The following is a 24,299-nucleotide window of genomic DNA, read 5'->3' on the forward strand; positions in this document are numbered from 1 at the left end:
TCAAAATTTATGGGAACAAAAACACGCCACGAAAGTATTGCTACTATCGTGGCGTGAGGCAAATGTGATGTGTAAGCGTTGAGTAAGACTAAGTGTTATGCATATTGTTTTTCGTACTCGCTAAAATCAAATTCAAGATTTTTTACAAGATTGTCTATTGACCAGATTACAGAGTTAATCTGTCTGTTTTTATAAAAATGCGTTTTGTATCCATCTGAAAAGAAATCTTTTTCGATATAATATTCCAGGAAAACATCTTTTTCCGGACCCTGATGAAAAGGGTTGGGATATTTTTCATTTTTGTATTGCTGCAATTTTTCTGAAGACTCGGTTCTCGAACAGATTACAGCATAACCTCGTCCGGCACGATTCTCGACCGATATAAGCCAGGGAAGTTCCTCGTTTATCACGAATTCCCTAATCAGGTCCGAAGATGTGGATGGTGTAACTTTACCGGGTATTGCTTCTGCCGTAGACCAGCGATTCATAATTGCACTCGTAATTTCTCCCAGTAATTTTTCCATGTACGTGTCGAGCTTGTTTGTGAAAGTCACCTGCTTAATTTGATAATAGGACAATAGCAATAATCGGGCCTTTACCATAACAGCGTTAACAAATATATAAATTCTACATTAATTCTACAAAGTGTAGAATTAATTTTTTTTATATGCGCACATTTTCACACACATGAGAGAAAAATTTGGATAAGCTTTTTGACCTGGTTTTCAGGAGGTAACTATCAATTTCCGGTTACATATATTTCATTGCCGGATATCCAAGAAGTCTGCGCCACAATGCGATCTGACCAATAATATTAGCTTCTCTGTAAACAGAGAAGGAAAGCAAGTCATAAGCAGTCATTTTAAAATCCGGACTCATTTCAATTTCGCGATCCAGTTGCGGGGCAGAAGCGTTGAGGATAGCTTCTCGCAAAAGGGGGGAAATGATTTCCCAATCTCTTCTATAGACATCCAGCGTCGGATAGGTTGCGTTATCCTGAATTCCTTTGTTGCCGGCAAAAAAGTCTGCACCGTTTTGTACTTTGTTAACACCAAATTCCTTTGCCAGTCCGTAGCGCTGTGCTACCAGGCTACCCGTCAGCCAGGCAATGTGGTTAGCTCCTGTATTCAGCCGGTTGGTCGTATCGTTCTCTGAAATGCCGTCTATAACACTTGAAAAAAATGTTGTCTGCATGTCGTAGAGAACCAGAAATCCATCCGTTCTGCTATTTTTGATCTGTTCCATGTTTGTTGTTTTAAGTTTAATTTAAAGACAATGACATGGGTCAAATCCGGACAATTCGATTTTAAATCATATAAAACTCCCCATATTTACAGGTACAGGAGAAAGATAGTTGTGGAAACAGGTGCAGAGTACCCTTATATTTGTAGTTATAAAAAGTTATCCCGAAGCGGACAAGGTGTAGCGCACGTCAAGATTTAACGCACACGTTACTTCGTCTTCACGTAAAAGTGCGAAGCATTATTTTTACCAGTGTGCCTTTCTTCAACCTCAACCGCTTTAATCGAACGGATCAGATCCAGCAGTTTTTTATGTCCATAATTTCTCGGGTCAAAATCAGGGCGTTTTTTCAGAATCATATTACCCAATACACCTAGAAAAATCCAGCCATCCTCATCGGCAATGTCATTGATACTTTCTGAAATCAGCTTGACTAATCCTTTGTCGATCTTGGCGACTGGTGTGATATCTTCTTTCGGAGCCGGTGTTGATTTGGAGGTTTCCTTTGCTGGTGTGTCAGCTTTGGTTTCCTTTTTAAGGATTTCTATGTAAATAAATTTGTTACATGCAGCTATAAAAGCAGCTGGTGTTTTCTTTTCACCGATACCAAAAACCTGCATGCCCGCTTCACGCAGCCTGGTTGCAAGCCGTGTAAAATCGCTGTCACTGGAAACGATGCAAAACCCGTCCACACGGCCGGTATAAAGAATATCCATTGCATCAATAATCAATGCAGAATCCGAAGAGTTTTTGCCAGAAGTATAGCTGTACTGCTGAACAGGCGTAATCGCATTTTCCAGCAATACCGTTTTCCAGCCGGAAAGAGTAGGTTTGGTCCAGTCACCATAAATCCGCTTGAACGTAGGCGTGCCATAAATAGCCACTTCTTCAAGCATACCTTTTACATTGGCATAAGGTACATTGTCCGCATCAATCAGCACGGCGATTTTAAGTTCTCTGGTATTTTCCATGGACCAAAGTTAAGCGAAAGAAAATACAAACAATAGAACACCAAAAAAGGGAGAAACAAGCCAGCCGACTCCATTCCTCCCTTTCCTTTATTTTTCCTTACTACTTATTTCAGTTTTTCTTCAAACAACTTTAGAATCCTTTTGTATTCGTCTGTCCAGGAAGAGGGTTCTACAAAACCGTGATCTTCCATTGGGTAAGATGCCAGTTCCCAGTTATTTTTACCTAGTTCAATCAATCTTTGCGAAAGACGTACAACATCCTGGTAATGTACATTCACATCTATCATACCGTGGCAGATCAGCAGGTTATTCTTCAAACCTTCCGCAAAGTAAATCGGAGAGCTTTTGCGGTAAGACAGGCTGTCACTTTGTGGTTCGTTAAGGATGTTAGCAGTGTAACCATGGTTGTAAGCTGCCCAGTCTGTTACCGGACGAAGTGCTGCGCCGGCTTTAAATACATCAGGCGTAGTAAACAAGCCCATCAGTGTAATAAACCCGCCGTAAGAACCTCCGTAAATCCCGATTTTTCCGGCATCAATTCCGTATTTTTTTACCAGCCATTTGGCGCCGTCGGTATTGTCTGTAAGATCTTTTCCCCCCATGAAACGGTAAATTCCGGTACGCCAGTCACGGCCATAACCTGCACTTGCACGGTAGTCCATATCCAGTACCGTATAACCTTTGTCCACAAGCAGGTTATGGAACATATATTCACGGAAATACTGGCTCCACCATTTATGTGCGTTCTGCAGATATCCGGCGCCGTGTACAAAAATTACCGCGCGGCCATTTGATTTTTTAGGTTCGTAAACCCGTGCGTAAATATCTGCTCCGTCCGTGGCCTTGATGGTCACTACTTTGGCTTCCCGCCATTTATAAGAACGGAATTCCTCGGTTGTCGATTTAGTGATCTGTTCCGGTTTTGCGGCCGTCTGGTTGTCCATCACAAAAAGCTCCCAGGGCGTCGTGCTGTTTGAGTAGCGAACTGCCAGCTTGGTTTCGTCAGGCGAAAGCGTAACATCATGTGCGCCGGTTGCCTGTGTGATACGTGTACGTTCACCGCCGGTAGTTGCCATGCGGTAAAAATGCTGCTCACCCGGATGCAGTTCATTGGTCATAATGTAAAACGTCTTTTTGTCTTTGGACAGCGTAACGTTTTGTACTTCAAACTTGCCGCCGGTCAGCTGCGTTTTCTTTCCGGTTTTTACATTTAAAGAATATAAATGTGAATAACCGGTTGCTTCGCTCTGGAAGTAAATCGTTTTTTCATCCAGCCAGCCCAGCTCGCCTCCATTGAAACCGCCGATGCCAGGCCCGCCGATCCAGGCTTCGTCACGCTGTCTGTCCAGTAAACGAAGCGTCAGAGAGTCAGCGTTCAATGACATAATCCAGCGGTCCTTATTATCCTGGGCACGTACAATCACCACCGCGTTTTCGCCGTTTTCAGACCAGAATGGCCCTGCAATCGAAACCTCACGTTCTTTTTTCTTCCAGGCGCTATCCTGTTTCGGGTAGTCTTTCAGATAGTCCGGTTTGTCGTTGATGCCCGGAATGTTCTTTACGCTTACTTTTCTGGTTGTGTCTTTTTTGATATCATAAACCCAAAATTCATTCGCCGTACCCGGAGCGCCTACCTTGGTACGTCCGGGAATATCTTCGGTAAAACCTGACTCCGTAACATAACTCGGAACAATGGTTGACTTTGCAGCTTTATCCGGCTGTGAAACGCGGTATGTTACAAAACGGCCGTTTGGGCTCAATTTCGCGCCGCTAACGTTTTTTTCGCCGATGTAAATTTCCTTCGGATAATCCGGCTTATCAGAATCGGCGATTTTTTTACCCGCATCTTTTTTATCCTTTCTTTCTTTTAACACCTGAAACATTTTAATCTGGTCGTTTTTCAGGTATTTTTCTTCATCGCTAAGCTTAGGCTCCGGCCGTTTTGCACCTGATTTAAAATCAGTATGCTGTGTTAGCAATCCATTACTTAATGAAATGCTAAAAAGGTTGTTGTTACGTTCAAAGATGATGCTTTGCTCATCGCCGCTGAACGCCGGGTTACTCTCACGGTCAACTGTATTGGTCAATTGGAGAACATTGAAATTTTTGAAATCCACCACAAACAGATCTCCGTTCTTAGCATAGGTTTTCAGTGTATGTGAACGGTTAAAAACTCCGTTTCCGGCAGATGATTTTAACCTCTCTGCTGCACTGACTTTGTTTATCTTTTTGTCCGATAAGGAATATCCATAAAGAGAATCAGATAAGTTTTTATCAGGATTCCAGTCAAAGTAAATGGTTTTGGAGTCATCGGACCAGGATATATTGGATGGCGCTGTACCGATCCATATCTTTGGGTCCCGCATGATCTTTTCTACGGAAAGCGTGGTGAGTTTCTGAGCCGTGACCGGCGTAAGGGGTAGGAGAAAAAGTAATAAAATGGATTTTAAAAAGTATTTCATGGATTTGTAGGATGATTCAGTAATACGTTCCGCTGTCTTTTGAGTCTGAGTCTTAAATGTACAGATTTCAGCAGTATTTTTGCCAAACCCAGTTATTTTATCAGGACGTTTTACGAATGAACAAAATATTTTTAATCCTCTTAATTGTTGTCAGTTTTTTTTCTGTTAATGCACAGAAACTTCAATTTGTTTTTTCGGACAGTACCATTCTGCCGCTAAAACCCACCGGTAATCTGCATGGTATTTCAGCGATCGAATATGTTGCTTCAAAAAATCAGTGGCACCTTGCAAGCGACCGGGGAAACTACTTTGTTTTTGACAGCATCAAAACAATTCGTGATTTTGAAAAAGCAGAAAAAACGCTTGTGCCAAAGTCTACACATAACTGGTTTGAAGCGGTAAGATTTGATAAGGACAATGGGCGGTTCATTTACGCGGTAGAAAATGAGTATGAGCCGATTTGGGAAAACATCGATTCGACAACCTTTGTAGCATATTATGATTCTTATCCTCCGAAAGTAGGTAAACCGCATTTTCTAATTCCTCCAATGTGGCTGCCTGCCGACAACAAAGGAGTTGAATCGCTGGCGATCACCGAAAGTGGAAATATCTGGGTTGCGCCGGAAGCCGGTTGGACAGGTGAAACAGAAGTAGGGCAGGACACCATCCATTTCCGGAAGTTTGTAAAGTCAGCAGATGGCTATAAACAGCCGGAAGCTTTCAGTTATGTGATCGACCGGAGCGGCTGCCCGTTCGGACCCTCGGAAAAACGGGGAGGGATTTCTGAGATTTTATCTGTAAATGAAAATCAGCTTTTGGTTTTGGAACGTTGCTACGACAATGGCAAAGGCGGCACACTAACCACTAAAGCTAAACTTTGGAATGCTACCGTAAAAGGATCACATTTAGAAAAAGATAAAGAGCCCGCATTTGATTTTAACACACAAATGCCTTTTGCTCCGGATAATCTGGAAGGAATGTCATGGTGGCCAACCAATGGCGGCAAAAGAAAGCTTATTATAGTGAGCGACGACAATCCGGGACTCAAAAACAAGCAGCGAACACAGCTTATTTTGCTGGAAGAGAAGTAAGGCATGCATGTTTGAATCTATTTTATTTCAAAGGTTAATTTGCTAAATTTGATATTATGGATACACTACGAATCAACATACTGAATCCGAAAGCCAGAACGCTTCTGAAAGATCTGGCCGATATGGACCTGATAGAAATACAGGATACAGCTGATAATGGATTTGCAGCTGTTTTAAAAAGGATGAGGTCTAAACAAATTGTCCCTTCTTTGGATGACATCACCAGGGAAGTGGAGAAGGTACGTACCAAGCGATATGCCAAATAAGGTTAGCAGGATTATTCTCGACACCAATCTTTGGATTAGCTTCCTCATTTCAAGAGACTTCAGCAAGCTTGACGATCTTATTATCACCAAAGGTTGTGTGTTGATTTTCAGTAAAGAACTACTTGATGAATTTCTTGAAGTAGCCAGCAGACCCAAGTTTCGACGATATTTTTCCCAATCTGACGTTGAAGATATCCTTGATACAATAGACGAGTTTGCTGAGTTCATTACTGTAAAATCCCAATTTGATCTTTGCAGAGATGTGAAAGATAATTTCCTACTATCACTTTCTTTGGATGGCGCGGCCGATTTCCTTATAACAGGAGACAGCGACCTTATTGATATAAAAGAATTTAACAATACCCGGATTTTAAACATTACAGACTTTTTCAATCTTAATATCTAAGGGTGAGAAAATTGTCAGGAGCTATTCTTTTTTAACAATTCTTTTTCAAATTTCAATGCATTCATTTTCACTCAGCTCCATATTATTAACACTTCTCATTATAACTTTTAGCTGCAAAAAATCAGATAATACCATTCCTGAAAAAGGAGTTTCTTTCTCGTTAAACGAACATCGCAAACGAACCATTGACAGTATTGAGTATGCGATTGAACTGGATATACCTGCTTTGAAAAGTCAGTTTATCAAGGGCAAAGAAACCATTTCTTTTAATCTGAAAAAATTGGATCAGCCATTGACGCTGGATTTTAGTGCTGACAGTTCTCATTTGATCTCAGTAAAATTGGACGGAAAAGATCTGGCTTACAGGTTTGTCAATGAACATATTATCATTGATTCGGATGAATTTAAAAAGGGTGAAAATAAAGTAGAAATCGAATTTATTGCCGGAGATATGTCGCTCAACAGAAGTGACGAATATCTTTATACGCTTTTCGTGCCCGACCGTGCTTCAACCTGTTTTCCTTTATTTGACCAACCAAATCTTAAAGCAGGTTACAGCCTGACCTTAAAGACACCTGCAAGCTGGGAGGCGGTTTCTAACGGAATTTTAATGGAGAAGGTAAGCGAGGGAGAAAAGAGTGTTTACCGTTTTAAAAAAACCAGGCCGATCAGTTCTTATCTTTTTGCCTTTTCTGCCGGGAAATTTTTTAAAGTGACCAAGTCATTAAATGGCCGTGAGATGACGATGTATTACCGTGAAACGGATACGGCGAAAGTAAACCGTAGCCGCGATGAGGTATTTGCACTACATGAAAAGTCGCTTAGCTGGCTGGAAGAATATACCGCCATAAAATATCCGTTTGGCAAGTTTGATTTCGTATTGCTTCCCTCATTTCAGTATGGTGGAATGGAGCATCCGGGCGCTGTGTTTTACAGCGAGTCCGGATTATTTTTGGATGAAAATGCGTCGGTAAATAGGAAAATGGCACGTGCCAGTGTGATTGCGCACGAGTCGGCGCACATGTGGTTTGGTGATCTGGTTACAATGGACTGGTTTAATGATGTTTGGCTTAAGGAAGTGTTTGCCAACTTCATGGCTGCCAAAATTGTACATCCCAGCTTTCCGGAGATCAATCATGAGCTCCGTTTTTTGCTCGCCCATTACCCGTCTGCTTACGATGTTGACCGGTCCGTCGGTACCAATCCGGTTTTACAGGATCTTGGTAATCTGAAAAATGCGGGAACGCTTTACGGAGCCATCATTTATCAAAAGGCTCCCGTCATAATGCGTCAGTTGGAACGCAAAATTGGCGAAAAATTGATGCAGGAAAGTTTGATGGAATATCTGAAGACTTACTCTTTTGCAAATGCCCGCTGGGATGACCTTATTGGTATTATAGATAAAAAAACACCTTTGGATATTGCTGACTGGAGTAATGTTTGGGTAAAAACAGCCGGCATGCCGGAGTACGATCTGGCTAAAAAGGAAGGTAAGGCAGGGATTCAGCAAAAGAAAGATTCTGTTTCGGGAAGGATCTGGGAGCAGTCTGTTTCCGTTAAAACAAGGACCGGTGATACTTATACAAAAAGCAGTTTAAATCTTGCAGGTCCCGAGCCGGTTTATATGCCCGGATCGTCAGAGCTGACTTTCCCCAATAACGACGGAGTAGGTTACGGGTATTTTAAAATGGATAGTCTCAGCAAAGATTATTTTATAAAAAATTACAACCTGGCATCGGACTCGGTAGCGATCGACCCGGTTTTTCGCGGAGCGATGCTGGTAAACTGCTGGGAAGGTTTTTTAAGGGGCGACGGTCCTGCGCCGGAAGTTTTTGCAGAAAATATTTCAGGCCTTTTACCAAAAGAAGAAAATCCTTTGCTGGTGGATTATTTACTTGGTAACCTGCAATCGGTCTGGTGGAATTTTCTTTCAGAGCAGACAAGAGCAAAACATCAGGTGAAGATTGAACAGCAGCTTTGGGGTTTGCTGAACAAAACAAAAGATAAGGGGATAAAAACCTCCTACTTCCGTGCTTTTCGAAATGTTGCTTTAACGGCGGACGGCATTGCTAAACTGGAAAATTTGTGGAGTGACAAGCTTGTAATCAAAGATCTAATCTTGTCGGAGGATGATAAAATCGGGCTGGCTTATGACATTGCGCTAAAGGGTGCTGCGGATCCGAAAATCATTTTGGATAAACAATTAAACAATACGAAAAATCCTGACAGAAAGTCGCGTATGCAGTTTGTCATTCCTGCTTTAAGCAAAATTGAAAGGGACCGTGATGCTTTTTTTGAATCTTTAAAAAATGAGAAAAATCGCGAAAAGGAAGCTTGGGTGATTGATGCACTTGGCTTTTTGCATCATCCGCTTCGCCAGAAAAGTGCGCTGAAATACCTTCGTCCGTCACTGGATCTTTTACAGGAAATTCAACTGACCGGTGATATATTTTTTCCTACACGCTGGACAAACAGTACGTTTTCAGGACATTCAACCAAAGAAGCAAAACAGATTGCCGATCAATTTTTAGCAGAAAATCCGGACTATCCTTACTTCCTGAAAAATAAGGTATTGCAGGCAAAAGATATGCTTAAACGGGCAGTTACACTTAAACAGTAGCGCATGGCTGCAAGATCATCTATTCCGCTTCACTTTCTGGATGACGAGACGAAGTTTGGCATGTATGTGCATCGGCTCGATGAAATTGATGCTGATGAGGTAAAACTCATGCAGGCGCACCGTGACAATCACTGTAACTTTTTTTTTCAGGAATCCGGGACTTCGCATATGATGGTGGATTTTCGCGAAGTCAGCGCGAATGGCTGTGCTATTTTTTGCATATTGCCCGGCCAGGTTCATATGCCTTTGTCGTTGTTTAATGCCAGAGGCTGGTTTATTGCAGCGGATTTAATGTCCCTGGGGGATCAGTACCGATCAGTTTTTGAAGAATTTTCAATTAACGGAGAACCGATTTCCCTGAACAGCGAACAGGCTAAAAAACTGAGTAACTGCTTCGATATGTTGTCCGACCTTTCCAAACAACCGGACGATACTTTTTTTCATCAGGCAACTTTAAATGCGATGCTGCAGGTATTTCTGGGAATGTTTGCAGCCATCGTCTTAAATTACGAGCAGCAGTTTTCGGCCAGTAATTCCCGGACGGCGACAATTACCCGGCAGTTCAAAAGTTTGCTGGTGAAGAATTTCAAAACAATGAAAAGTCCTTCTGAATATGCCCGTGTTTTAAATATCAGTCCTTCTTATCTGAACGAGGTAGTAAAACAGCACACGGGTTTGGCGGTGAGTATTTTGATTCATCAGGAGATCATGATGGAAGCCAGAAGGCTTTTATACTTTACAGATCTGAGTGTGAAGCAGATTGCTTTTTCACTTGGTTATGATGATCACACTTATTTTTCCAGACTTTTCAGAAAAGTAATCCAGGTTTCTCCCGGTCAGTTTAGAAGTGTTTACCGCAAATAGTCCAATCATTGCCATTCTTCCTCTCTTTTAAAATACGGTCTTCGGGTGTTGCTTTGTCTTACAATATCGTTGTTAATCTAAGTGACGCAGGTTGCCGTTCATTTACGGTTATTAGCAGATGTTGTAGGTAAAGTTTTTGTAATGCTAACAGCTACATGCTAAATTTTATGAATATAATAAAACGAAAAGCACTGAGTATAATCGGAAATGCACTTGCTAAAACCGGCACAGTCCTGGCCGTACGCGCCTGGCAGCCCGCCACATTTTTTGAAGTTGATGTTCACTTTCCTAATATGGATATGTCGTCCTGGGAAAAAGTGCAATACATCAAAGTGAACGTAGAAGAAGGGGTTTACCGCGATTACACCCCGGCTGGCTGGGACGAAGACACCCGGACATGCACGCTGTATGTTGACGGTGTACACGACGGGCCAGGCAGCAGATGGGCCAAAATGGTGCAACAGGGCGACGAGATCAGTTACATTGGTCCGTCACGAACTTTTCACCGTCCGCTCGAAGGAAAGATGATTGTACTCGGTGATATGAGTGCTTTGGGACATTACCTTGCATTACAGCAACTTGCGGGTGATCGCGCGTTAACAGGTGCTGTTTCCGTTATAGAAGAAGGGCATCTGGCCAGCTTCTACGATTATTTTAAATGGGAAGTGGACGCGGTAAAGCAGCAGGACGAGGGAGGTTTTGAAGCGCTACTTGACTGGACAAAAGACAAAGATCTGACGGATACAGAAATATTCATTGTGGGGCACATTCCTACCAGTATTCAGCTTAGAAAAGAATTGAAAAAAAGAAAGGATCATCCCAATACGATCAGGGTACAAGGTTTCTGGTCTTAAAATAAATCAGGCCGGCATCATCTACCGGCCTGATTTGTAATATAAAATCCAGTTATTTCTGTCCTACATATCTTTCGAAGAACTCATAAATACGAAGTGTTCTGTCAATTCGCTGACGGGGATTTCCTGTCCTGCTCAGCTCATGGGTTCCTCCCGGCATACGTACATATTCCACGTCCCTGCCTAAAATTTTCAGACTTTTATAAAGCAATTCGCTTTGGATGACTCCTGTACGCAAATCTGTTTCTCCGTGTTTGATCAGCAGCGGCGTATGGATTTTGTCGACGAAAGTCTGCGGTGAGTTGGCATCCATTATTTTTTTGATTTCTGCCTCCCATGGATAACCTCCGAAATAATTCGGAACCAGATTCCAGGCGTTACCTTCGCCCATAAAAGTGGTTAGTTCATACACACCTCTTTGCGCATGTGCCGCCTTAAAACGGTTGTCATGTCCAACAATCCAGGCCGTGAGATAACCTGCATAAGATCCCCCGGTAATTACCTGGCGGGCAGTATCAGCCCAGGATTCTTTTGCTGCATCAGCGGCTGCGGAAAGCACATCCTCCGCTGGGCCCGTTCCCCAATCCCGGAAATTAGCTTTCATAAAACCAAGTCCGTATCCGCCCGATCCGCGTGGATTGGCATACACAACCCCGTAACCCTGCGAGCAAAAGAACTGAAATTCATGCCACATCGAAAGTTCACCAGGTCCCCACATTGCCGTCGGGCCACCGTGCATTTGCAGCAGCAGCGGATATTTTTTGCCAGGCTCGGTCTGCGAAGGTTTCATGATCCAGTATTCGATGGTTTGTCCCTTGGAGTTGGTCAAGGTCCTTTTTTCAGGATAACTGAGCAGTTTATCTTTCAGCCATTCACTGTTGTGGCTGCTGCGTTTTGTTTCGGATTGAAAAGTAAGGTCGGATACAAACAGTTCGGAAGGGTTGGCGACTTCTGTTTTGGCATAAACGGCAATGTTTCCTGCGATGTCAAAACTGTTAATTCCGGAGTTATAACCGGTCAGCTGGTTTACTCTTTTGTTCATCACGATCATCCGGTAAGCCGGAAAACCGCCATTGGAAGCGGCTGTAAAATAAAGTGATTTACTGTCAGACGACCAGGTCAGATTTGCAGCGCTCCGGTCAAATTGCGAAACGTAAGGTTTTGATCCCGAACCGAATGTTAGAACGCCGATGTGCCCCTGATCCAGAGATGCAGGTTTTAACGCTGCGGCAGAGGTGATGTAAGCAAGGTATTTATTGTCTCTAGAAACCGAAGGCTGGCTGAAACTGTATTCCGGATCACTCAAAAGTACCATTGTACCCGTTCCGTCTGCATTCATCCTTATCACACGGCTTGCTTTACTTCTGTCGGGATGCTGCAGACTGTCGCCCTGTGTAACCATGATAACTTTACCGTCGGGTGTCCATATTGCCTGACCGAAATTGTAAAACCCTTTTGTAACCGGCCGGGCGATTGCATTTTCTTTAACCTCAACGGTGTAAACATGAGAAAAAGTAAGTTCGGGCTGCGTGGTAGCTTCACCCTGGAAGTTAAGCCTGTTGATCACTTTTGCTTTTTTGTCATCAACATCTTTGTCCAGGTAAGCCCGGATCTCAGCAAGCGTTCCGTCCGGATTTGGTTTAACCGACGGGTCTTTTTTGATAAAATTGTTATTAGCAAAACCTGGTTTTTCCATCGACCAAAGCGGCACCAGTTTGCTGGGATTCAAAAGAGAATCTTTCAGGATCTCACTTAAAGACATACCTGCCGAAAAAAGTACTTTCCCTCCGTCAGGTGACCATTTTGGGCTTGATGCGCCGTAGCTAAGGCTGGTCAGCTGCCAGGCCTCTCCACCGTTTACAGGCAGAACAAAAAGCTGATTTTTATCTTTGATTTTTCTTACAAAAACGATCTTCGTTCCGTCCGGCGACCATTCCGGCTGGCTTGCACTTTCACTTCCGTGTGTGAGTGCAACAGGTTCATTTTTATTGGTAAGGTCCAGCAGATATAAATGCGTGTGATATTCGAATTCGAAGGGAGAATCGGGAACTGGGTCTGTTGTGAGCAGTGTATAAACCGCGCGTTTCTCATCAGGAGAAATTGCGATTGTGCCGACCTGCTTAATTTTTGTCAGATCGCTTGCTTTGATTTTTTCCTTCGGCTGAGCGTAGGCTGTAAAGCAAAACGAACTCAGCAGAAAAAAAACATATAATTTCTTCATAAGTTGGTATAATTGGGATTAGTGTAAAGGATCATCCTGCTTGAAAAACCAAGTTAGAATAAATTCCTGAAAATGATGTAGATAAAACCCGCTGGCGGAATACGGTAAGTTACAACAGCACTTCTCCGATTTTAAGAAATCTGATGTCGTCATCAGAAGTTTTTATTTGCCTTAAAACACGAATCGGATCTCCAACGGGTTCATCTGCCAGATCGAATGTACCGTAATGCATCGGAATCATTGTTCTCGCCTTCGTATCATGAAAGGCTTTCAGGGCGTCGGCAGGGCTGGTGTGGCTTTGTCCCATAAAAAACTCTGGTTTGTATGCACCGATTCCCACCATGCAGTAGTCGATGTTCGGGAAGACCTCAGCCACATCTGCAAAGTGGCTGTCGTAACCTGAGTCCCCGCAGAAATAAATGGTTTTATCAGCGCCTTCAATCACGTAACCACCCCATAGCCGCAGATTCGTGTCATTTAAACCACGTTTGCCCCAATGTCTGGAAGGAATGTAAGTAATTTTTAATTCCGGCAGGGTTTCAAATTGCTGGTACCAGCCGGCGTTTTGAATCTTTTTACTTCCCGAGAAAGAATAAAGTATTTTTTCCATGTTCAGTCCGGTAAGCCAGGTAGCGGCGGGATTGTTTACTGCCAGACAGCGGATACTTTTTTCATCAAAATGGTCACGGTGATCATGGGAGATCAATATATAATCCAGATTTATGAAGTCTTCCGGCAAAACCGGCAACGGACAAAGTCGTTTTAAAAACGTACTGTCAAACAGAATGGGATCAATCAAAAGTGTTATACCAGCCAACCGGATGAAAAATGATGCATGGCCAAGCCACACGATACAATCCTGCCCGGACTGTAAAAAATTGCTGTTTGATACAACTTCCGGTCGCCAGGTATCTTTTCGTTTTTCTTCTTTCTGTGGATTTGTCTGTAGCTGCCATTTAAGTAATTCCAGCAAAGAATCATTAAAAGGGTACTGCTGGTTAACAAACCTTCCGTTATCCAAAACCGGTGTGCCTTTCCATTCAAATGGTAAAGAAATCGTTTTCAGATCCGGATTTGAAGTGTAAGGCATAAAGTAATTGTTGAAATTTAAGAAAGAATAAAGTCAATTGCCTTTTCACATTGCACTGCAATCGTATTGATCAGAACAGGTTTTGCTGTTACGTTGCGAAATGCAAGCGGCAATTCTGTGCAGGCAAGAATAAACGCGTCAAAGTCGTCATATTTATCTGCCAGGGTCTGAAAGTAGGAGATAAATTCATCTTTAATAATCCCTTTTGCCAGTTCGGTTTGTATTTCCTGAATGGCTGCGCGTTCCTCCGGGTCAGGTATTGCCACTTCGATACCCGCGTCCATCAAAGGTTTTTTGAAAAAATCATCTTCCATGGTAAACTTTGTTGCCAGCAACAGCACGCGGTTCCATTTATTTTTTAGGATAAATTCCTGTGTGAGGTCAATAACATGAAATACCGGAGTCTGGATCTGCATTTCATTTTTGATCTGGTCAAAAGCTTTGTGCAGTGTATTGTTACAAATGATCAGACCGTCCGGATTCAGGGCAAGAATATTTTCAATTTCAGTTTTTAGGAGCAATGGTATCTCAGCCCAGCCATCCGCATATCTTGATTTAATTTCATGATAATCGATGTTGTACAAAAGCATCGGACAGCTATGCGATCCGCCGAGTTTTTGGTTTATGCGCTGGTTTAGTTCAGTATAATATTCAAGGGTCGAAGGCCAGCTGGTGCCTCCCAATAAAGCAATTCGTTTCATTTGGGAAGATACAGGATTTTGAATAATAATACCAAAGAGAGCGTTCTATAACTCCTGGCTCAGGATGTCTCGGGCTTCCATTAAAGCGAACCCAAGCAAATTTTTTCCTGCCCAGAGTTCAGGATATCTTGCTCCGTGACTTTCTGCTGTCAGTCCAATTCCCCAGATCGTGTCAACCGGACTTGCTTCGACAAGGATTCGCTGTTTGGTGTTAAGAAGAAATTCTCTCAGTCTGGAGTGTTGCCCAAACTTATGGAGACTTCCTTCTAAGACTATTTGATAGCGTTTTTGCTCCCAGATTGCGAGGTTGAAATTATCTACCTGTCTACCCAATTCCTTAGCCTCACCTGGTGATTTTGACGAGATAATTTTATGAAAGGTATTTTCATCTTTAAATAGTAAGGCTTTTTGAGCCATCATCCAGTGTTCTGAGGTAGGGTAAATAATTCCATCAACCAAAACCGGGGCGTTAAACCATTGACTAAAACATGACGAATTTATTGATCCATCCCGGCTTGGCTGATGTCCCCAAAAGAAGATGTACTTGACACTTTCTTCTCTTCCACAAATGTCAATTAACCAGGAGGTTGAATATTTCACCGTATAAATTGATTCTAGCTAAATAAAACTGAGCTGACTTCTGTAGCATCACTCAAAATTAATCTTCATTCCTTCATGCGAAGCAACAAATCCCAATTTTTCATAAAATCTGAGTGCATCCGGGCGTTTTTTGTCGGTTGTCAGCTGAAGTAAATGTGCACCGCGTTCTCTGGCTCTTTCAATAGCCCATTCAAATAATTTCTGTCCGATTCCTGTTCCTCTCACATCTTCACGGATCCTGACTGCTTCAATCTGCGCGCGGATTCCACCCTGGAAAGTCAGATATTGTAAAAAGCTAAGCTGCAGTGTTCCAAGGATTTCGTCATTATCATCCTCAACGACAATGAGTTCCTGGTTGGGGTCGGAGTCAATACTGGCAAAAGCAAGGTAATATTTGTTTGGCAGAGGTTCCCTGAAATCCTCCCTTGACTTTCCAAGCTCATCATCTGAAAGCATTTTGACGATGGAGGGAACGTCTTCTCTGGCGGCTCTTCTAAAATTCATGTTTGCTTATAACGGTGAATAAAACGGATGGCTAAAAGTAGTCTGCTTTTTATGTTTTGTCAATAATAAACGTTCCGGATTTAGTTTGGAGAGCTTTTAGTTCTACAAACTTGCCAGCATCAGATACAGGACAGATGACCGACCTGCCATCTTTCTCATTTTCTTCTGACCACGATCCCAACTGCCAGGTTAATAATAAACAGAGCCTGGGCAACTATTAAAAGAACCAAACCCGCCTGAATAATCATGAGTTGCTGATGGTATTTTTGAAAACCACCGTACGGCGCGTAACTGTCGATACTCATAAATCCGAAAAATGTTTTTTCAATCGCAAAAACTGATAAAATGCTGATCGTTAAAAGTATGTGAGCCCGGGTGAGATATTTGGACCACAAAAATTGATGCAGGAAATGGTAGAGCAGGTAAAATACCACGAAGATGAATATGACCAGGCCTAAAAGTAAATAAGCCGGAAACACAAGGTATGTGTCGTGAAGGTTGACATCCAGTTCCCGTTTACCAGCCGCAAGGGAAGCGATTAAAAAGATGATAATAAAAACGATGAAGAGATTGTGGGCAGTTTTGGTAAAATTGTTCATAGGTTCATTCTGACTTGCCGGGTGTAGTCTGGATAAAAAATGTATCCCGATGTAAATTACAGCCAAAATAATTATTAAATTCCGATAAACCGGACGTACCTGTTTTAGAAAAAATTTACCTTGGAATTAATACTTTGTTTTAACCGCTTAAATCGCTTAATTGAAATAGCTTACTGATAACTAACCAGCTTTATATGAAAAATAAAATTACGCTGATAATTAATTTTGTTTTAACACTTTCTGTCAGTTCTCCCAGTGTCTTTGCACAGGAAGAAGTGTTGAAAAAACTAAAAGAAATTGCGGTTATCGAACAAAAGATCATGATGCCTATGCGGGATGGTGCCCGCTTGGCTACGGATGTTTACCGCCCTAAAACCGATAAAAAAGTACCTGTTATTTTTTCAAAAACACCTTATAACTTTAATTCCTGGGGTGATGGTGAAATGAAATCCGGCACGTATCAGGCTGCTCTGGACGCGGTGCAACGGGGTTATGCATACGTCGTGCAAAACGAACGAGGTAAATTTTTCTCAGAAGGTCAGTGGGATATTCTCGGGCCACCTACAACGGATGGTTATGATGCCTTTTCCTGGATGTCTGCCCAGCCCTGGTCGAACGGGAAAATAGGTACATTAGGTTGCTCTTCAACAGCAGAATGGCAAATGGCTGTTGCAGCTTTGGATCATCCTTCACATGCAGCTATGGTGCCAATGGGATTTGGTGCAGGCGTAGGAAAGGTTGGCCCTTTCACAGAGCAGGGCAACTGGTATCGGGGAGGAGCCCAGCAAATGCTTTTTACAACCTGGCTGTATGGAACGGAAACGGATAACCTGGCAAGGCCCCTGTTTCCAAAAGATGCAAAAAGTGAAGATCTGGCACGTGTTTCCAGGTTTTATGATCTGGCTCCGGAAATGCCCAAAGTAGATTGGGCACAAAAACTGAAACACCTGCCTGTTCAGGACATCATCAAAAACGTGGACGGGCCGAAAGGCGTTTATGAAAAAATGATCGTAAGAAAACCAACCGATCCTGAGTGGTATAAAGGCGGGTTATATCACGAAACCATGCCATTTGGTGTTCCGAGTTTCTGGTTTGTTTCCTGGTATGACGTTTCAACCGGACCAAATCTTGCCTTGTTTAATCATGTAAGAAAAAACGGGATCGATCAGCAGGTAAAAGATGGCCAGTATCTTGTGATTGCGCCAACATTACATTGTGCCTACAAACGTGCAACCGAAAATACAATCGTGGGTGAACGCAGCGTTGGAGATGCACGTCTCGATTATGACGGTCTGATTTATGGCTGGTTTGATTATTGGCTTAAGGGTGAAGATAATGGTATGCTGAAAAAAACGCCGCGCGTTCAGTATTATACCATGGGCTCCAACAAGTGGCAGTTTTCCGAAACCTGGCCGCCAGTGAGTACGGAGCCGGTAACCTATTATTTTTCGAGTAAAGGGAGTGCAAATAGCCTGTATGGAGATGGGAAACTGACGACCAAAGCCCCGGCCAAAGATGAAAAGCCCGATCTTTTTACCTATGATCCGGCATTTCCGGTACCTTCTTATGGCGGTAATGTTTGCTGCACCGGGACGGCCATTCAGGGCGGATCCTGGGATCAGCATCAGATGGAAACCAGGCAGGATATCTTGGTTTATACCACCGAGCCTTTTAAGGAAGGTGTGGAGCTTACGGGTTCGATTGAAACCACACTTTATGTTTCTTCTGATGCAAAGGACACGGATTTTACGGTTAAACTCATCGATGTATATCCAGATGGCCGTGCTTACAATCTGGATGAAACGATCCTGCGTGCCCGCTACCGTGAAGGATTTGATAAAGAAGTCATGATGGAAAACGGCAAGGTTTACAAACTGACTTTGAGCCCCATGTCAACAAGTAATTATTTCGAGCCGGGACACAGCGTTCGTCTGGAAATTTCAAGCAGCAACTTTCCCCGTTTTGATCGAAATTTGAATACAGGTGGAAATAATTATGACGAAACAAAAGGGGTTGTCGCCCATAACAAGGTTCTTCACTCGGCTCAGTATCCTTCGGTTGTAGTGCTTCCGGTGGTGAAAAAGTAAGTGTGTGTCTCTGGTTTAAACACAACGTTTTTAGCGTTTTACGCGGAGTTTCTCAAAGGTGTTTCATCTGGGAAACTCCGCGTTTTTATTTGGCCAAAGTCTAGATTGTCCGGTCGAATCTTTCCTTTTTTAAGTCTTCTAAAATCTGTTTTGTAGATTCGAAACCTGTGTGCTGGAAAGCTTTTATACCCAGCTTTTTGGCTGTGTTGGTAAACATAATCCGGTCATCAAAGTATACGCACTGGCTCGGTGTTGCCTGGGCGATACCCATGGCTAACTGAAAAATTCCCGGATCAGGTTTACGCATTTTTACTTCGCAGGAGGAGATAAATGCATCGAAACAAAGGTGAAGTTTAAACTTTTGAACCCGGTAGTCATTGAGTTCTTTACCTTCGTTATTGATTGAGATAATCCGGAATCCGCAGTCTCTTTTCCATTCTTTCAGCCATGCGAGCATGTCAGGCAATTCCACAGACTGCGCATACATAAACTCTTTGAAATCTTCACGGACAAAATCTCTCGGGTGATTAAAGATAACCGTATCGAGATATTGATCTAAGGTGATGCTTCCAATTTCGTAGACGTTGAAGATAAAATTATGCAGCGAATCCAGCTCTTTATAATCCAGTCCGAATTTTTCAGCTGCCGCCATCCTTGACTCATGTCCCCAGCCATTACTTAGCAGTACTCCGCCGATATCAAAAAAAAGTATTTTCAGGTCACTGCTTTGCATGAATAAGCGTTTTTGGTGAATCGTAAAGATGGAAGGAAAAGTTGGTATTGACAATTCGTTCATCAGCGATGGTATTATCTTTTCCGTTCATCTTTTCACACAACACCTGGTATCAGCATATTTCCTAAACCAGATCCCATTTTTTTCGGGGTTTGCGGGAAAGTAATTTATTGGCTTCCTTATCTCCGATAAATTTTTCTTTCTCCGGATTCCAGTTTAATTCTCTTTCTAAGCGATAGGAAATAAGCGCCAGATGCATGGGAAGCGTAAGCTCACGGGCGTAAGCAAGGTTTGATTCCGGCTGCGTTCTTGATTTTACCGCATCGACGAAGTTCTGCTGATGTCCGGGTGACCTGGGATTTGTTTGCGGGATTTCGGCAATGTCTGTCATTGTTTGCCCATTGATTGTGATTTCTCTGCTGTCATAATCACAGACGAGTGTTCCTTTATCACCTTCAAAGTAGGCACCGATTCCTCTTTTTGCGGCTCCGGGAACATTTGGTGGTACGGTTGTCCAGAAAACTTTAAGGTTTTCAAATTCATAATCGACATCCAGCCACTTGGGTGCGTCGCCTATGCCACCTGGTTTTTCACCACGTGCAGATACCTTTTTAAGTCCGGCTGGTTGTATCGAAGAATAAACAACATCGGCAATGTGGCACCAGAAGTCAGCAAAAACGCCGCCGGAATAATCCAGAAAATAGCGAAAAGTACCGTGGCATTTTGCAGGAATATAGTCGGTGTAAGGAGCAGGCCCAAGCCACATATCCCAGTTTAATGTTTTGGGGATAGCCTGGACAGCCGGGTTACCGAGTTCGGGAGATTGTCCTGTTTTCCACAGACGTACAGTGCTGACCTTACCAATTGCTCCGGATTTAATAATCTCTACAACGCGGTGAAAGTTCTCACTGGCATGTATCTGGTTTCCCATTTGAAAAATCCTGCCGTGTTTACTCAAATTTTTAAGCATCATATTGCCTTCGCTGAAATTATATGACAGCGGCTTTTCTCCATATACATCCTTCCCTGCCTGAAATGCCAGCGTGGCAATTTGCGCGTGCCAGTGGTCAGGTGTGGCAATGGTGATCGCATCTATATCTTTCCTTTCCAGTATCTGTCTGAAATCTTCATACACGTCAACTTTTAAATTCGGCTGTATTTTCTCAAGTCTTTTTCTGGTCTCGCCCAAGTGAAGCTGATCAACGTCACAGAGTGCGGCGATTTCGACCTGTGGCAGATCTGCGAACCATCGCATGTGACTGTTTCCCATCGAACCCAGCCCGATATGTGCTATTCGCAAACGGTCGCTGGGAGCTGCTTTTCCAATCAGGGATGGTAATATTGTGAAACCTAACGCACCCAAAGCTGCTGTTTTGATAAAACTTCTCCGTTCTGTGTTTTTGTCTGTATGTTTGTAGTCCATGATCAGTTTTATTGAGCCCTGAAATTATTTATATCTATTCTTTAATCCGGATGTTTTTAAACCGAACGACTGATCCATGGCCCAAAAAAGCGATATGTCCTGACTTGTTTAAAACCGCCTGTTGGAATGATCCTGGCTTCAATTTCGATGTTGCCTGGTTCAGATTTCCGTCAAGAATGGTTTCCCCGTTTAGGATCACCTGAATGTGGTCACCTTTTGCCCGGACCTCCTGCATGTTCCACTCACCAGCAGGTTTCAGAAAACCACGTTTGGCAGGAATGATCTTATACACGGAACCATGATATTGACCTGGCTCCAGATCTTTGTAGCTTGCATGTTCGTTGTCCAGAATCTGAAGTTCCATTCCGCTATACCCCTGTTTTGGTTCAACATAGTCATGGCGCAGGCCAAGTCCGTTATTCCCTGCCGGACTAAGCAGAAATTCAAAACGTAAAATGAAATCGGAGTACGTATTTTTTGAGTATAAATTCCCACTTGCACTTTGAAGCGGACGCATTGTGATCGTGCCGTCTTCCAGCACATATTCTTTGGTATTACCTTTCCAATGATCCATTGAGGTGCCGTCAAAAAGAATTTTGTAACCTTGTTTCTTCTCTTTTTTTGAAAGCTCAAATTGTTTAACCGGTGGCGTTTGTCCTAAAAGTTTAAAGCATAGGAGACATAAAACAGACAGTGTAATAACACCAGCTTTTATACTTTTCATATTTTGGAAATATTTACGATTGGTTTGATACGCAGGAAACCCCATCGTAATTATTACTTTGGGGTTTCTTTGTGGGTTTAGTCCTGGATGGAAACAGGAATAAGCATCGTTGATTTTGCCGGATTTATTCCAAACAGAGATACCTGAGTCAATTTCAACGGCAGCATGTAAGCGCCTTTTGGCGCATTGTTTTTGAGCAGATAATAGGTCAGTGCCTGTTCGTTATTCAGGTTTTGTACAAGAAAGCTTGCCGGATCCAGCCTGTAAGCCTGAGAAGGAAGGATCTTATGACTTGTTTTTTTCTCAATGTTATACGCTGTCAGCACCGCCTCATCAACTTCTACCTTGTATTGCAGATCCGCTTTGTTGTTGTAATTGGTCTGCACAAATGCATAAAACTTTGTTTCGGCAGGTGAGCCCGCAAGACTTAAGGATGAAGTTGCTGCGGCAAGTCCGGCCGTTTTAAATCCCAGGTATGGACTTACCACAGTTGGTACAACCACTGAATAAAGTTGAGTTTCAACAGCGGTATGAAGTGACCCCGCCGAACTTAATTTAAACGGAATCGCATAAGTGAACTGTGTTGTAGTTTGCAAAGCTTCAATGCCCGCTGCGTCAAAAGATACTTCAAAAGGGACCTGATAATCTGATTTTTCTATTTTCAGTGTAGAGTTTTTTACCTTGTAATAGGCAGCAGGGAGCAAGGTATATTTTGTTCCGTAATACTTAGCCAGGAGGGATTCATCTACGGTTATGGTCACTTCACCTTCCTGTGTGCCGACACCACTTTTGACTACCTGTAAATTGTAAGTGAAGTTATCTCCTTTGAAAACGTTCTGGTTATTTAATCCGAAATTATTGAGGTACACCTTATCCTCCACCATATTGTTCATCCTGCGGTCTTCACAGCCTGCTGCTAAAATTATGAGTGAGAGCGCCAGCAGATGCAATAAACTGTTTTTATAATTCTTCATGATTCTGAATCGTTTGTAATGATTACCATCCATAATTTTGGGTGAAACTTTTCATTTCATTAAGTTGCTCCTGGTTGATAGGAAAGAAATAGTGTTTTTTTTCAAAAACTCTGGTGCCCGGAAAAAGCGTTGACGAGCGTTTCCATGAATCATCATAATTGGTTGCTGACAAATTACGGGTGTAGTTTGGTCCGACAAATTCGGTTTCGGCAATCATCCAGGTACGTGCATCATGGTAGCGGTGCGATTCAAATGCCATCTCTACCATACGTTCTTTACGAATGAGCTCGCGTAGCAGCGATTGGTTTCCGATCACTTCGGGGTAGGCCACCTGCAGGTTATTTAACCCGCTGCGGTTCCTGACTTTGTTGATGTAAAGTAGAGCATCGGCTTCATTTCGCTGTGGCTTTTCGTTGCAGGCTTCGGCGTAGCTTAGAAATATTTCAGCAAGCCTGAAAGTAGGCCAGCAAAATTGTCCCCACTGTCCGCTTTCCGTATTATTGCTTGGATCGCTCATTCGCCGCCACAAATATCCGGCTTTTACACAGTCACCGGACGCCTGGTATCCCGAAGTACCTCCTGTATGGAAAGTAATGAGTTTATCGCCTGCACCCCGGTTATACCAGTTGAACCCGTTGGCCAGCACGGAAGCATAAAAACGCGCATCACGGCCAACTGTGCTGTTATGGGCACGAATCGCTTTCCAGTTGTCGAGTGGGTGAATGTATCCGGCAGTGAAACCTTCTTCCTGATAACCCGACTTGGAATCAATAATCGGGTAGCCGGTGGCATCATAGCCGGTTACAGGGTAACGTCCGCTTGCGGCCATCGGGTAGGTATCTACCAGTTTCAGCGAAGGTGCATATCCGCCATAACCCTCTTTCACGGCGCGGGGAGGATTAGCCCTTACTACCCATCCGTTAGCCGCACCCAGCCAGCGTCCCCAAATCACTTCCGAATTCCAGAACTTGAAGAATACACCCTGGTAAGACTTGATTGCCTTGCGCATCGGATCGGTTTCGGTGTTGTCGGTGTACAGACTGTACTGATTCATATCAATAAGCTCCCTGGCGGCTTTCGCAGCGGTTTCCCATTTACCTGCGTCAACGGTTTGAGGAAATATCTTTTGGCCTTCTTTATTAATCATGCTTCTGAGATATTCAGCTCCGTTAAAAAGCGGGCGGGCCGCATAGAGTGTTGCACGGGTTTTTGCAGCCATCACAGCCCCTTTTGTCGCTCTGCCAGCCCAGGCTTCTTCTGTTACGGTGGCTGGTAAAGCAGCGATGCACTTATCGAATTCGGAGAGGATGAAGGCAAAGTTATCGTCGACTGTGCCGCGATCAATTGATTCAGGACGAATCGTGATATCCGGATCTTTGTCACCCCAGATATAAACCGGGCCATACTTTCTCAACAGGTTAAAATACAGGAAGGCACGGATGAAACGCGCTTCAGCTTTCATAATATCCTTTGTTTCCTGATTGATTTCGACGTTTTTATCAACATTATTCATAAAAATCGTTGCCTGATTAATGCCGGTATAGCTGCTTTTCCAGGTAAGGAAAGCTGTGCTTGTCGGGCCCCAGGAGCCATTGTTCATATTAAGCCAGGACACACCTGATAGCCAGGAAAACATGCCTTCGTCCGATCTTGGAATAACCGATGCCTCGCCACCCACTATGTCGGATTCATTCGGCAGAAAACTATATATCTGAGCCAGATAAGCTTCTGTGGTGCTTCTTTTATTAAAAGTTTCCTCCAGCGTCAGTGCATTTTGTAGCTCAACAGATAAGTAATCACTGCAAGAGGTAAACACGGAAACACTTAATAATAAACCAAGTAAAAGGGATGATTTTCTCATTTTCAT

22 protein-coding genes are annotated in these 24,299 nt (G+C 43.1%); 7 read left to right on the forward strand and 15 right to left on the reverse strand.

Annotated features, from left to right (window positions below):
- Window positions 1–95 precede the first annotated feature (95 nt).
- From E0F88_RS15585 to E0F88_RS15600, 4 genes are all read right to left on the reverse strand, one after another.
- Window positions 96–524 carry a hypothetical protein gene (locus tag E0F88_RS15585; RefSeq protein WP_131959198.1) on the reverse strand — a complete coding sequence of 143 codons (429 nt, stop codon included), beginning with the start codon at window positions 522–524 and terminating at the stop codon, window positions 96–98.
- A gap of 226 nt (window positions 525–750) precedes the next feature.
- Entirely contained in the window at window positions 751–1,245 is a 495-nt protein-coding gene (locus tag E0F88_RS15590) for a DinB family protein (protein ID WP_131959199.1), read from the reverse strand.
- 206 nt (window positions 1,246–1,451) lie between these two features.
- Window positions 1,452–2,213 (reverse strand): NYN domain-containing protein, encoded by a 762-nt coding sequence (locus E0F88_RS15595; protein WP_131959200.1) that lies wholly within the window; start codon window positions 2,211–2,213, stop codon window positions 1,452–1,454.
- A 104-nt stretch (window positions 2,214–2,317) separates the two neighbouring features.
- Entirely contained in the window at window positions 2,318–4,675 is a 2,358-nt protein-coding gene (locus E0F88_RS15600; RefSeq protein ID WP_131959201.1) for a S9 family peptidase, read from the reverse strand.
- A gap of 116 nt (window positions 4,676–4,791) precedes the next feature.
- On the opposite strand from E0F88_RS15600, the gene E0F88_RS15605 reads away from it, so the two are divergent.
- From E0F88_RS15605 to E0F88_RS15630, 6 genes are all read left to right on the forward strand, one after another.
- Complete coding sequence (locus E0F88_RS15605) at window positions 4,792–5,766, forward strand: esterase-like activity of phytase family protein (protein WP_165940076.1); 975 nt, start codon at window positions 4,792–4,794, stop codon at window positions 5,764–5,766.
- Between the two features lie 56 nt (window positions 5,767–5,822).
- Window positions 5,823–6,032, forward strand: coding sequence for a hypothetical protein (locus E0F88_RS15610; RefSeq protein WP_131959203.1), 210 nt, complete (start codon window positions 5,823–5,825; stop codon window positions 6,030–6,032).
- A complete protein-coding gene (locus tag E0F88_RS15615) occupies window positions 6,022–6,438 on the forward strand; it encodes a putative toxin-antitoxin system toxin component, PIN family (RefSeq protein WP_131959204.1) in 417 nt (138 codons plus the stop codon). The genes E0F88_RS15610 and E0F88_RS15615 overlap by 11 nt, the downstream gene beginning before the upstream one ends.
- A gap of 55 nt (window positions 6,439–6,493) precedes the next feature.
- Complete coding sequence (locus tag E0F88_RS15620) at window positions 6,494–9,058, forward strand: M1 family metallopeptidase (RefSeq protein WP_131959205.1); 2,565 nt, start codon at window positions 6,494–6,496, stop codon at window positions 9,056–9,058.
- A 3-nt stretch (window positions 9,059–9,061) separates the two neighbouring features.
- Window positions 9,062–9,922 (forward strand): helix-turn-helix domain-containing protein, encoded by an 861-nt coding sequence (locus E0F88_RS15625; RefSeq protein ID WP_131959206.1) that lies wholly within the window; start codon window positions 9,062–9,064, stop codon window positions 9,920–9,922.
- A 167-nt stretch (window positions 9,923–10,089) separates the two neighbouring features.
- Window positions 10,090–10,776, forward strand: coding sequence for a siderophore-interacting protein (locus tag E0F88_RS15630; protein WP_165940077.1), 687 nt, complete (start codon window positions 10,090–10,092; stop codon window positions 10,774–10,776).
- Between the two features lie 52 nt (window positions 10,777–10,828).
- On the opposite strand, the gene E0F88_RS15635 is transcribed toward E0F88_RS15630, so the two are convergent.
- From E0F88_RS15635 to E0F88_RS15660, 6 genes are all read right to left on the reverse strand, one after another.
- Window positions 10,829–12,997 carry a S9 family peptidase gene (locus E0F88_RS15635; protein WP_131959208.1) on the reverse strand — a complete coding sequence of 723 codons (2,169 nt, stop codon included), beginning with the start codon at window positions 12,995–12,997 and terminating at the stop codon, window positions 10,829–10,831.
- Window positions 12,998–13,106: 109 nt separating this feature from the next.
- Window positions 13,107–14,087 carry an MBL fold metallo-hydrolase gene (locus E0F88_RS15640; RefSeq protein ID WP_131959209.1) on the reverse strand — a complete coding sequence of 327 codons (981 nt, stop codon included), beginning with the start codon at window positions 14,085–14,087 and terminating at the stop codon, window positions 13,107–13,109.
- 17 nt (window positions 14,088–14,104) lie between these two features.
- On the reverse strand, window positions 14,105–14,788 hold the full coding sequence (locus tag E0F88_RS15645) for an aspartate/glutamate racemase family protein (protein WP_131959210.1): 684 nt from the start codon (window positions 14,786–14,788) through the stop codon (window positions 14,105–14,107).
- A gap of 45 nt (window positions 14,789–14,833) precedes the next feature.
- Window positions 14,834–15,388, reverse strand: a complete 555-nt coding sequence (gene ybiA, locus E0F88_RS15650) for a riboflavin biosynthesis intermediates N-glycosidase (protein ID WP_131959211.1) — start codon at window positions 15,386–15,388, stop codon at window positions 14,834–14,836.
- Between the two features lie 48 nt (window positions 15,389–15,436).
- Window positions 15,437–15,892, reverse strand: a complete 456-nt coding sequence (locus E0F88_RS15655) for a GNAT family N-acetyltransferase (RefSeq protein WP_131959212.1) — start codon at window positions 15,890–15,892, stop codon at window positions 15,437–15,439.
- 155 nt (window positions 15,893–16,047) lie between these two features.
- Entirely contained in the window at window positions 16,048–16,491 is a 444-nt protein-coding gene (locus tag E0F88_RS15660; RefSeq protein ID WP_131959213.1) for a hypothetical protein, read from the reverse strand.
- A gap of 194 nt (window positions 16,492–16,685) precedes the next feature.
- Between E0F88_RS15660 and E0F88_RS15665 the strand changes: the two genes are divergently transcribed.
- On the forward strand, window positions 16,686–18,578 hold the full coding sequence (locus E0F88_RS15665; protein WP_131959214.1) for a CocE/NonD family hydrolase: 1,893 nt from the start codon (window positions 16,686–16,688) through the stop codon (window positions 18,576–18,578).
- Window positions 18,579–18,678: 100 nt separating this feature from the next.
- Here E0F88_RS15665 and E0F88_RS15670 read toward each other — a convergent pair whose 3' ends face one another.
- The 5 genes from E0F88_RS15670 to E0F88_RS15690 all read right to left on the reverse strand — a co-directional run bounded on the left by E0F88_RS15670 (window position 18,679) and on the right by E0F88_RS15690 (window position 24,293).
- Window positions 18,679–19,311, reverse strand: coding sequence for an HAD family hydrolase (locus E0F88_RS15670; protein WP_131959474.1), 633 nt, complete (start codon window positions 19,309–19,311; stop codon window positions 18,679–18,681).
- 124 nt (window positions 19,312–19,435) lie between these two features.
- On the reverse strand, window positions 19,436–20,734 hold the full coding sequence (locus E0F88_RS15675; protein ID WP_131959215.1) for a Gfo/Idh/MocA family protein: 1,299 nt from the start codon (window positions 20,732–20,734) through the stop codon (window positions 19,436–19,438).
- 34 nt (window positions 20,735–20,768) lie between these two features.
- On the reverse strand, window positions 20,769–21,458 hold the full coding sequence (locus tag E0F88_RS15680; RefSeq protein WP_131959216.1) for a 3-keto-disaccharide hydrolase: 690 nt from the start codon (window positions 21,456–21,458) through the stop codon (window positions 20,769–20,771).
- Between the two features lie 77 nt (window positions 21,459–21,535).
- The gene (locus E0F88_RS15685) at window positions 21,536–22,432 is read right to left on the reverse strand and encodes a DUF1735 domain-containing protein (protein WP_165940078.1); all 897 of its coding nucleotides are present in this window, start codon (window positions 22,430–22,432) and stop codon (window positions 21,536–21,538) included.
- A gap of 22 nt (window positions 22,433–22,454) precedes the next feature.
- Window positions 22,455–24,293 carry a RagB/SusD family nutrient uptake outer membrane protein gene (locus E0F88_RS15690; RefSeq protein ID WP_131959218.1) on the reverse strand — a complete coding sequence of 613 codons (1,839 nt, stop codon included), beginning with the start codon at window positions 24,291–24,293 and terminating at the stop codon, window positions 22,455–22,457.
- Between the last annotated feature and the right edge of the window lie 6 nt (window positions 24,294–24,299).

Origin of the sequence: Dyadobacter psychrotolerans, assembly GCF_004349265.1 — a bacterium.
Lineage (GTDB): Bacteria > Bacteroidota > Bacteroidia > Cytophagales > Spirosomataceae > Dyadobacter > Dyadobacter psychrotolerans.

Coding starts and splice junctions, on each gene's coding strand:
- E0F88_RS15690 (WP_131959218.1), bottom strand. CDS start 24,293: ATGAGAAAATCATCCCTTTTACTTGGTTTATTATTAAGTGTTTCCGTG.
- E0F88_RS15655 (WP_131959212.1), bottom strand. CDS start 15,892: ATGAATTTTAGAAGAGCCGCCAGAGAAGACGTTCCCTCCATCGTCAAA.
- E0F88_RS15685 (WP_165940078.1), bottom strand. CDS start 22,432: ATGAAGAATTATAAAAACAGTTTATTGCATCTGCTGGCGCTCTCACTC.
- E0F88_RS15600 (WP_131959201.1), bottom strand. CDS start 4,675: ATGAAATACTTTTTAAAATCCATTTTATTACTTTTTCTCCTACCCCTT.
- E0F88_RS15635 (WP_131959208.1), bottom strand. CDS start 12,997: ATGAAGAAATTATATGTTTTTTTTCTGCTGAGTTCGTTTTGCTTTACA.
- E0F88_RS15585 (WP_131959198.1), bottom strand. CDS start 524: ATGGAAAAATTACTGGGAGAAATTACGAGTGCAATTATGAATCGCTGG.
- E0F88_RS15615 (WP_131959204.1), top strand. CDS start 6,022: ATGCCAAATAAGGTTAGCAGGATTATTCTCGACACCAATCTTTGGATT.
- E0F88_RS15675 (WP_131959215.1), bottom strand. CDS start 20,734: ATGGACTACAAACATACAGACAAAAACACAGAACGGAGAAGTTTTATC.
- E0F88_RS15620 (WP_131959205.1), top strand. CDS start 6,494: ATGCATTCATTTTCACTCAGCTCCATATTATTAACACTTCTCATTATA.
- E0F88_RS15610 (WP_131959203.1), top strand. CDS start 5,823: ATGGATACACTACGAATCAACATACTGAATCCGAAAGCCAGAACGCTT.
- E0F88_RS15680 (WP_131959216.1), bottom strand. CDS start 21,458: ATGAAAAGTATAAAAGCTGGTGTTATTACACTGTCTGTTTTATGTCTC.
- E0F88_RS15595 (WP_131959200.1), bottom strand. CDS start 2,213: ATGGAAAATACCAGAGAACTTAAAATCGCCGTGCTGATTGATGCGGAC.
- E0F88_RS15640 (WP_131959209.1), bottom strand. CDS start 14,087: ATGCCTTACACTTCAAATCCGGATCTGAAAACGATTTCTTTACCATTT.
- E0F88_RS15605 (WP_165940076.1), top strand. CDS start 4,792: ATGAACAAAATATTTTTAATCCTCTTAATTGTTGTCAGTTTTTTTTCT.
- E0F88_RS15645 (WP_131959210.1), bottom strand. CDS start 14,788: ATGAAACGAATTGCTTTATTGGGAGGCACCAGCTGGCCTTCGACCCTT.
- E0F88_RS15665 (WP_131959214.1), top strand. CDS start 16,686: ATGAAAAATAAAATTACGCTGATAATTAATTTTGTTTTAACACTTTCT.
- E0F88_RS15590 (WP_131959199.1), bottom strand. CDS start 1,245: ATGGAACAGATCAAAAATAGCAGAACGGATGGATTTCTGGTTCTCTAC.
- E0F88_RS15625 (WP_131959206.1), top strand. CDS start 9,062: ATGGCTGCAAGATCATCTATTCCGCTTCACTTTCTGGATGACGAGACG.
- E0F88_RS15630 (WP_165940077.1), top strand. CDS start 10,090: ATGAATATAATAAAACGAAAAGCACTGAGTATAATCGGAAATGCACTT.
- E0F88_RS15670 (WP_131959474.1), bottom strand. CDS start 19,311: ATGCAAAGCAGTGACCTGAAAATACTTTTTTTTGATATCGGCGGAGTA.
- E0F88_RS15660 (WP_131959213.1), bottom strand. CDS start 16,491: ATGAACAATTTTACCAAAACTGCCCACAATCTCTTCATCGTTTTTATT.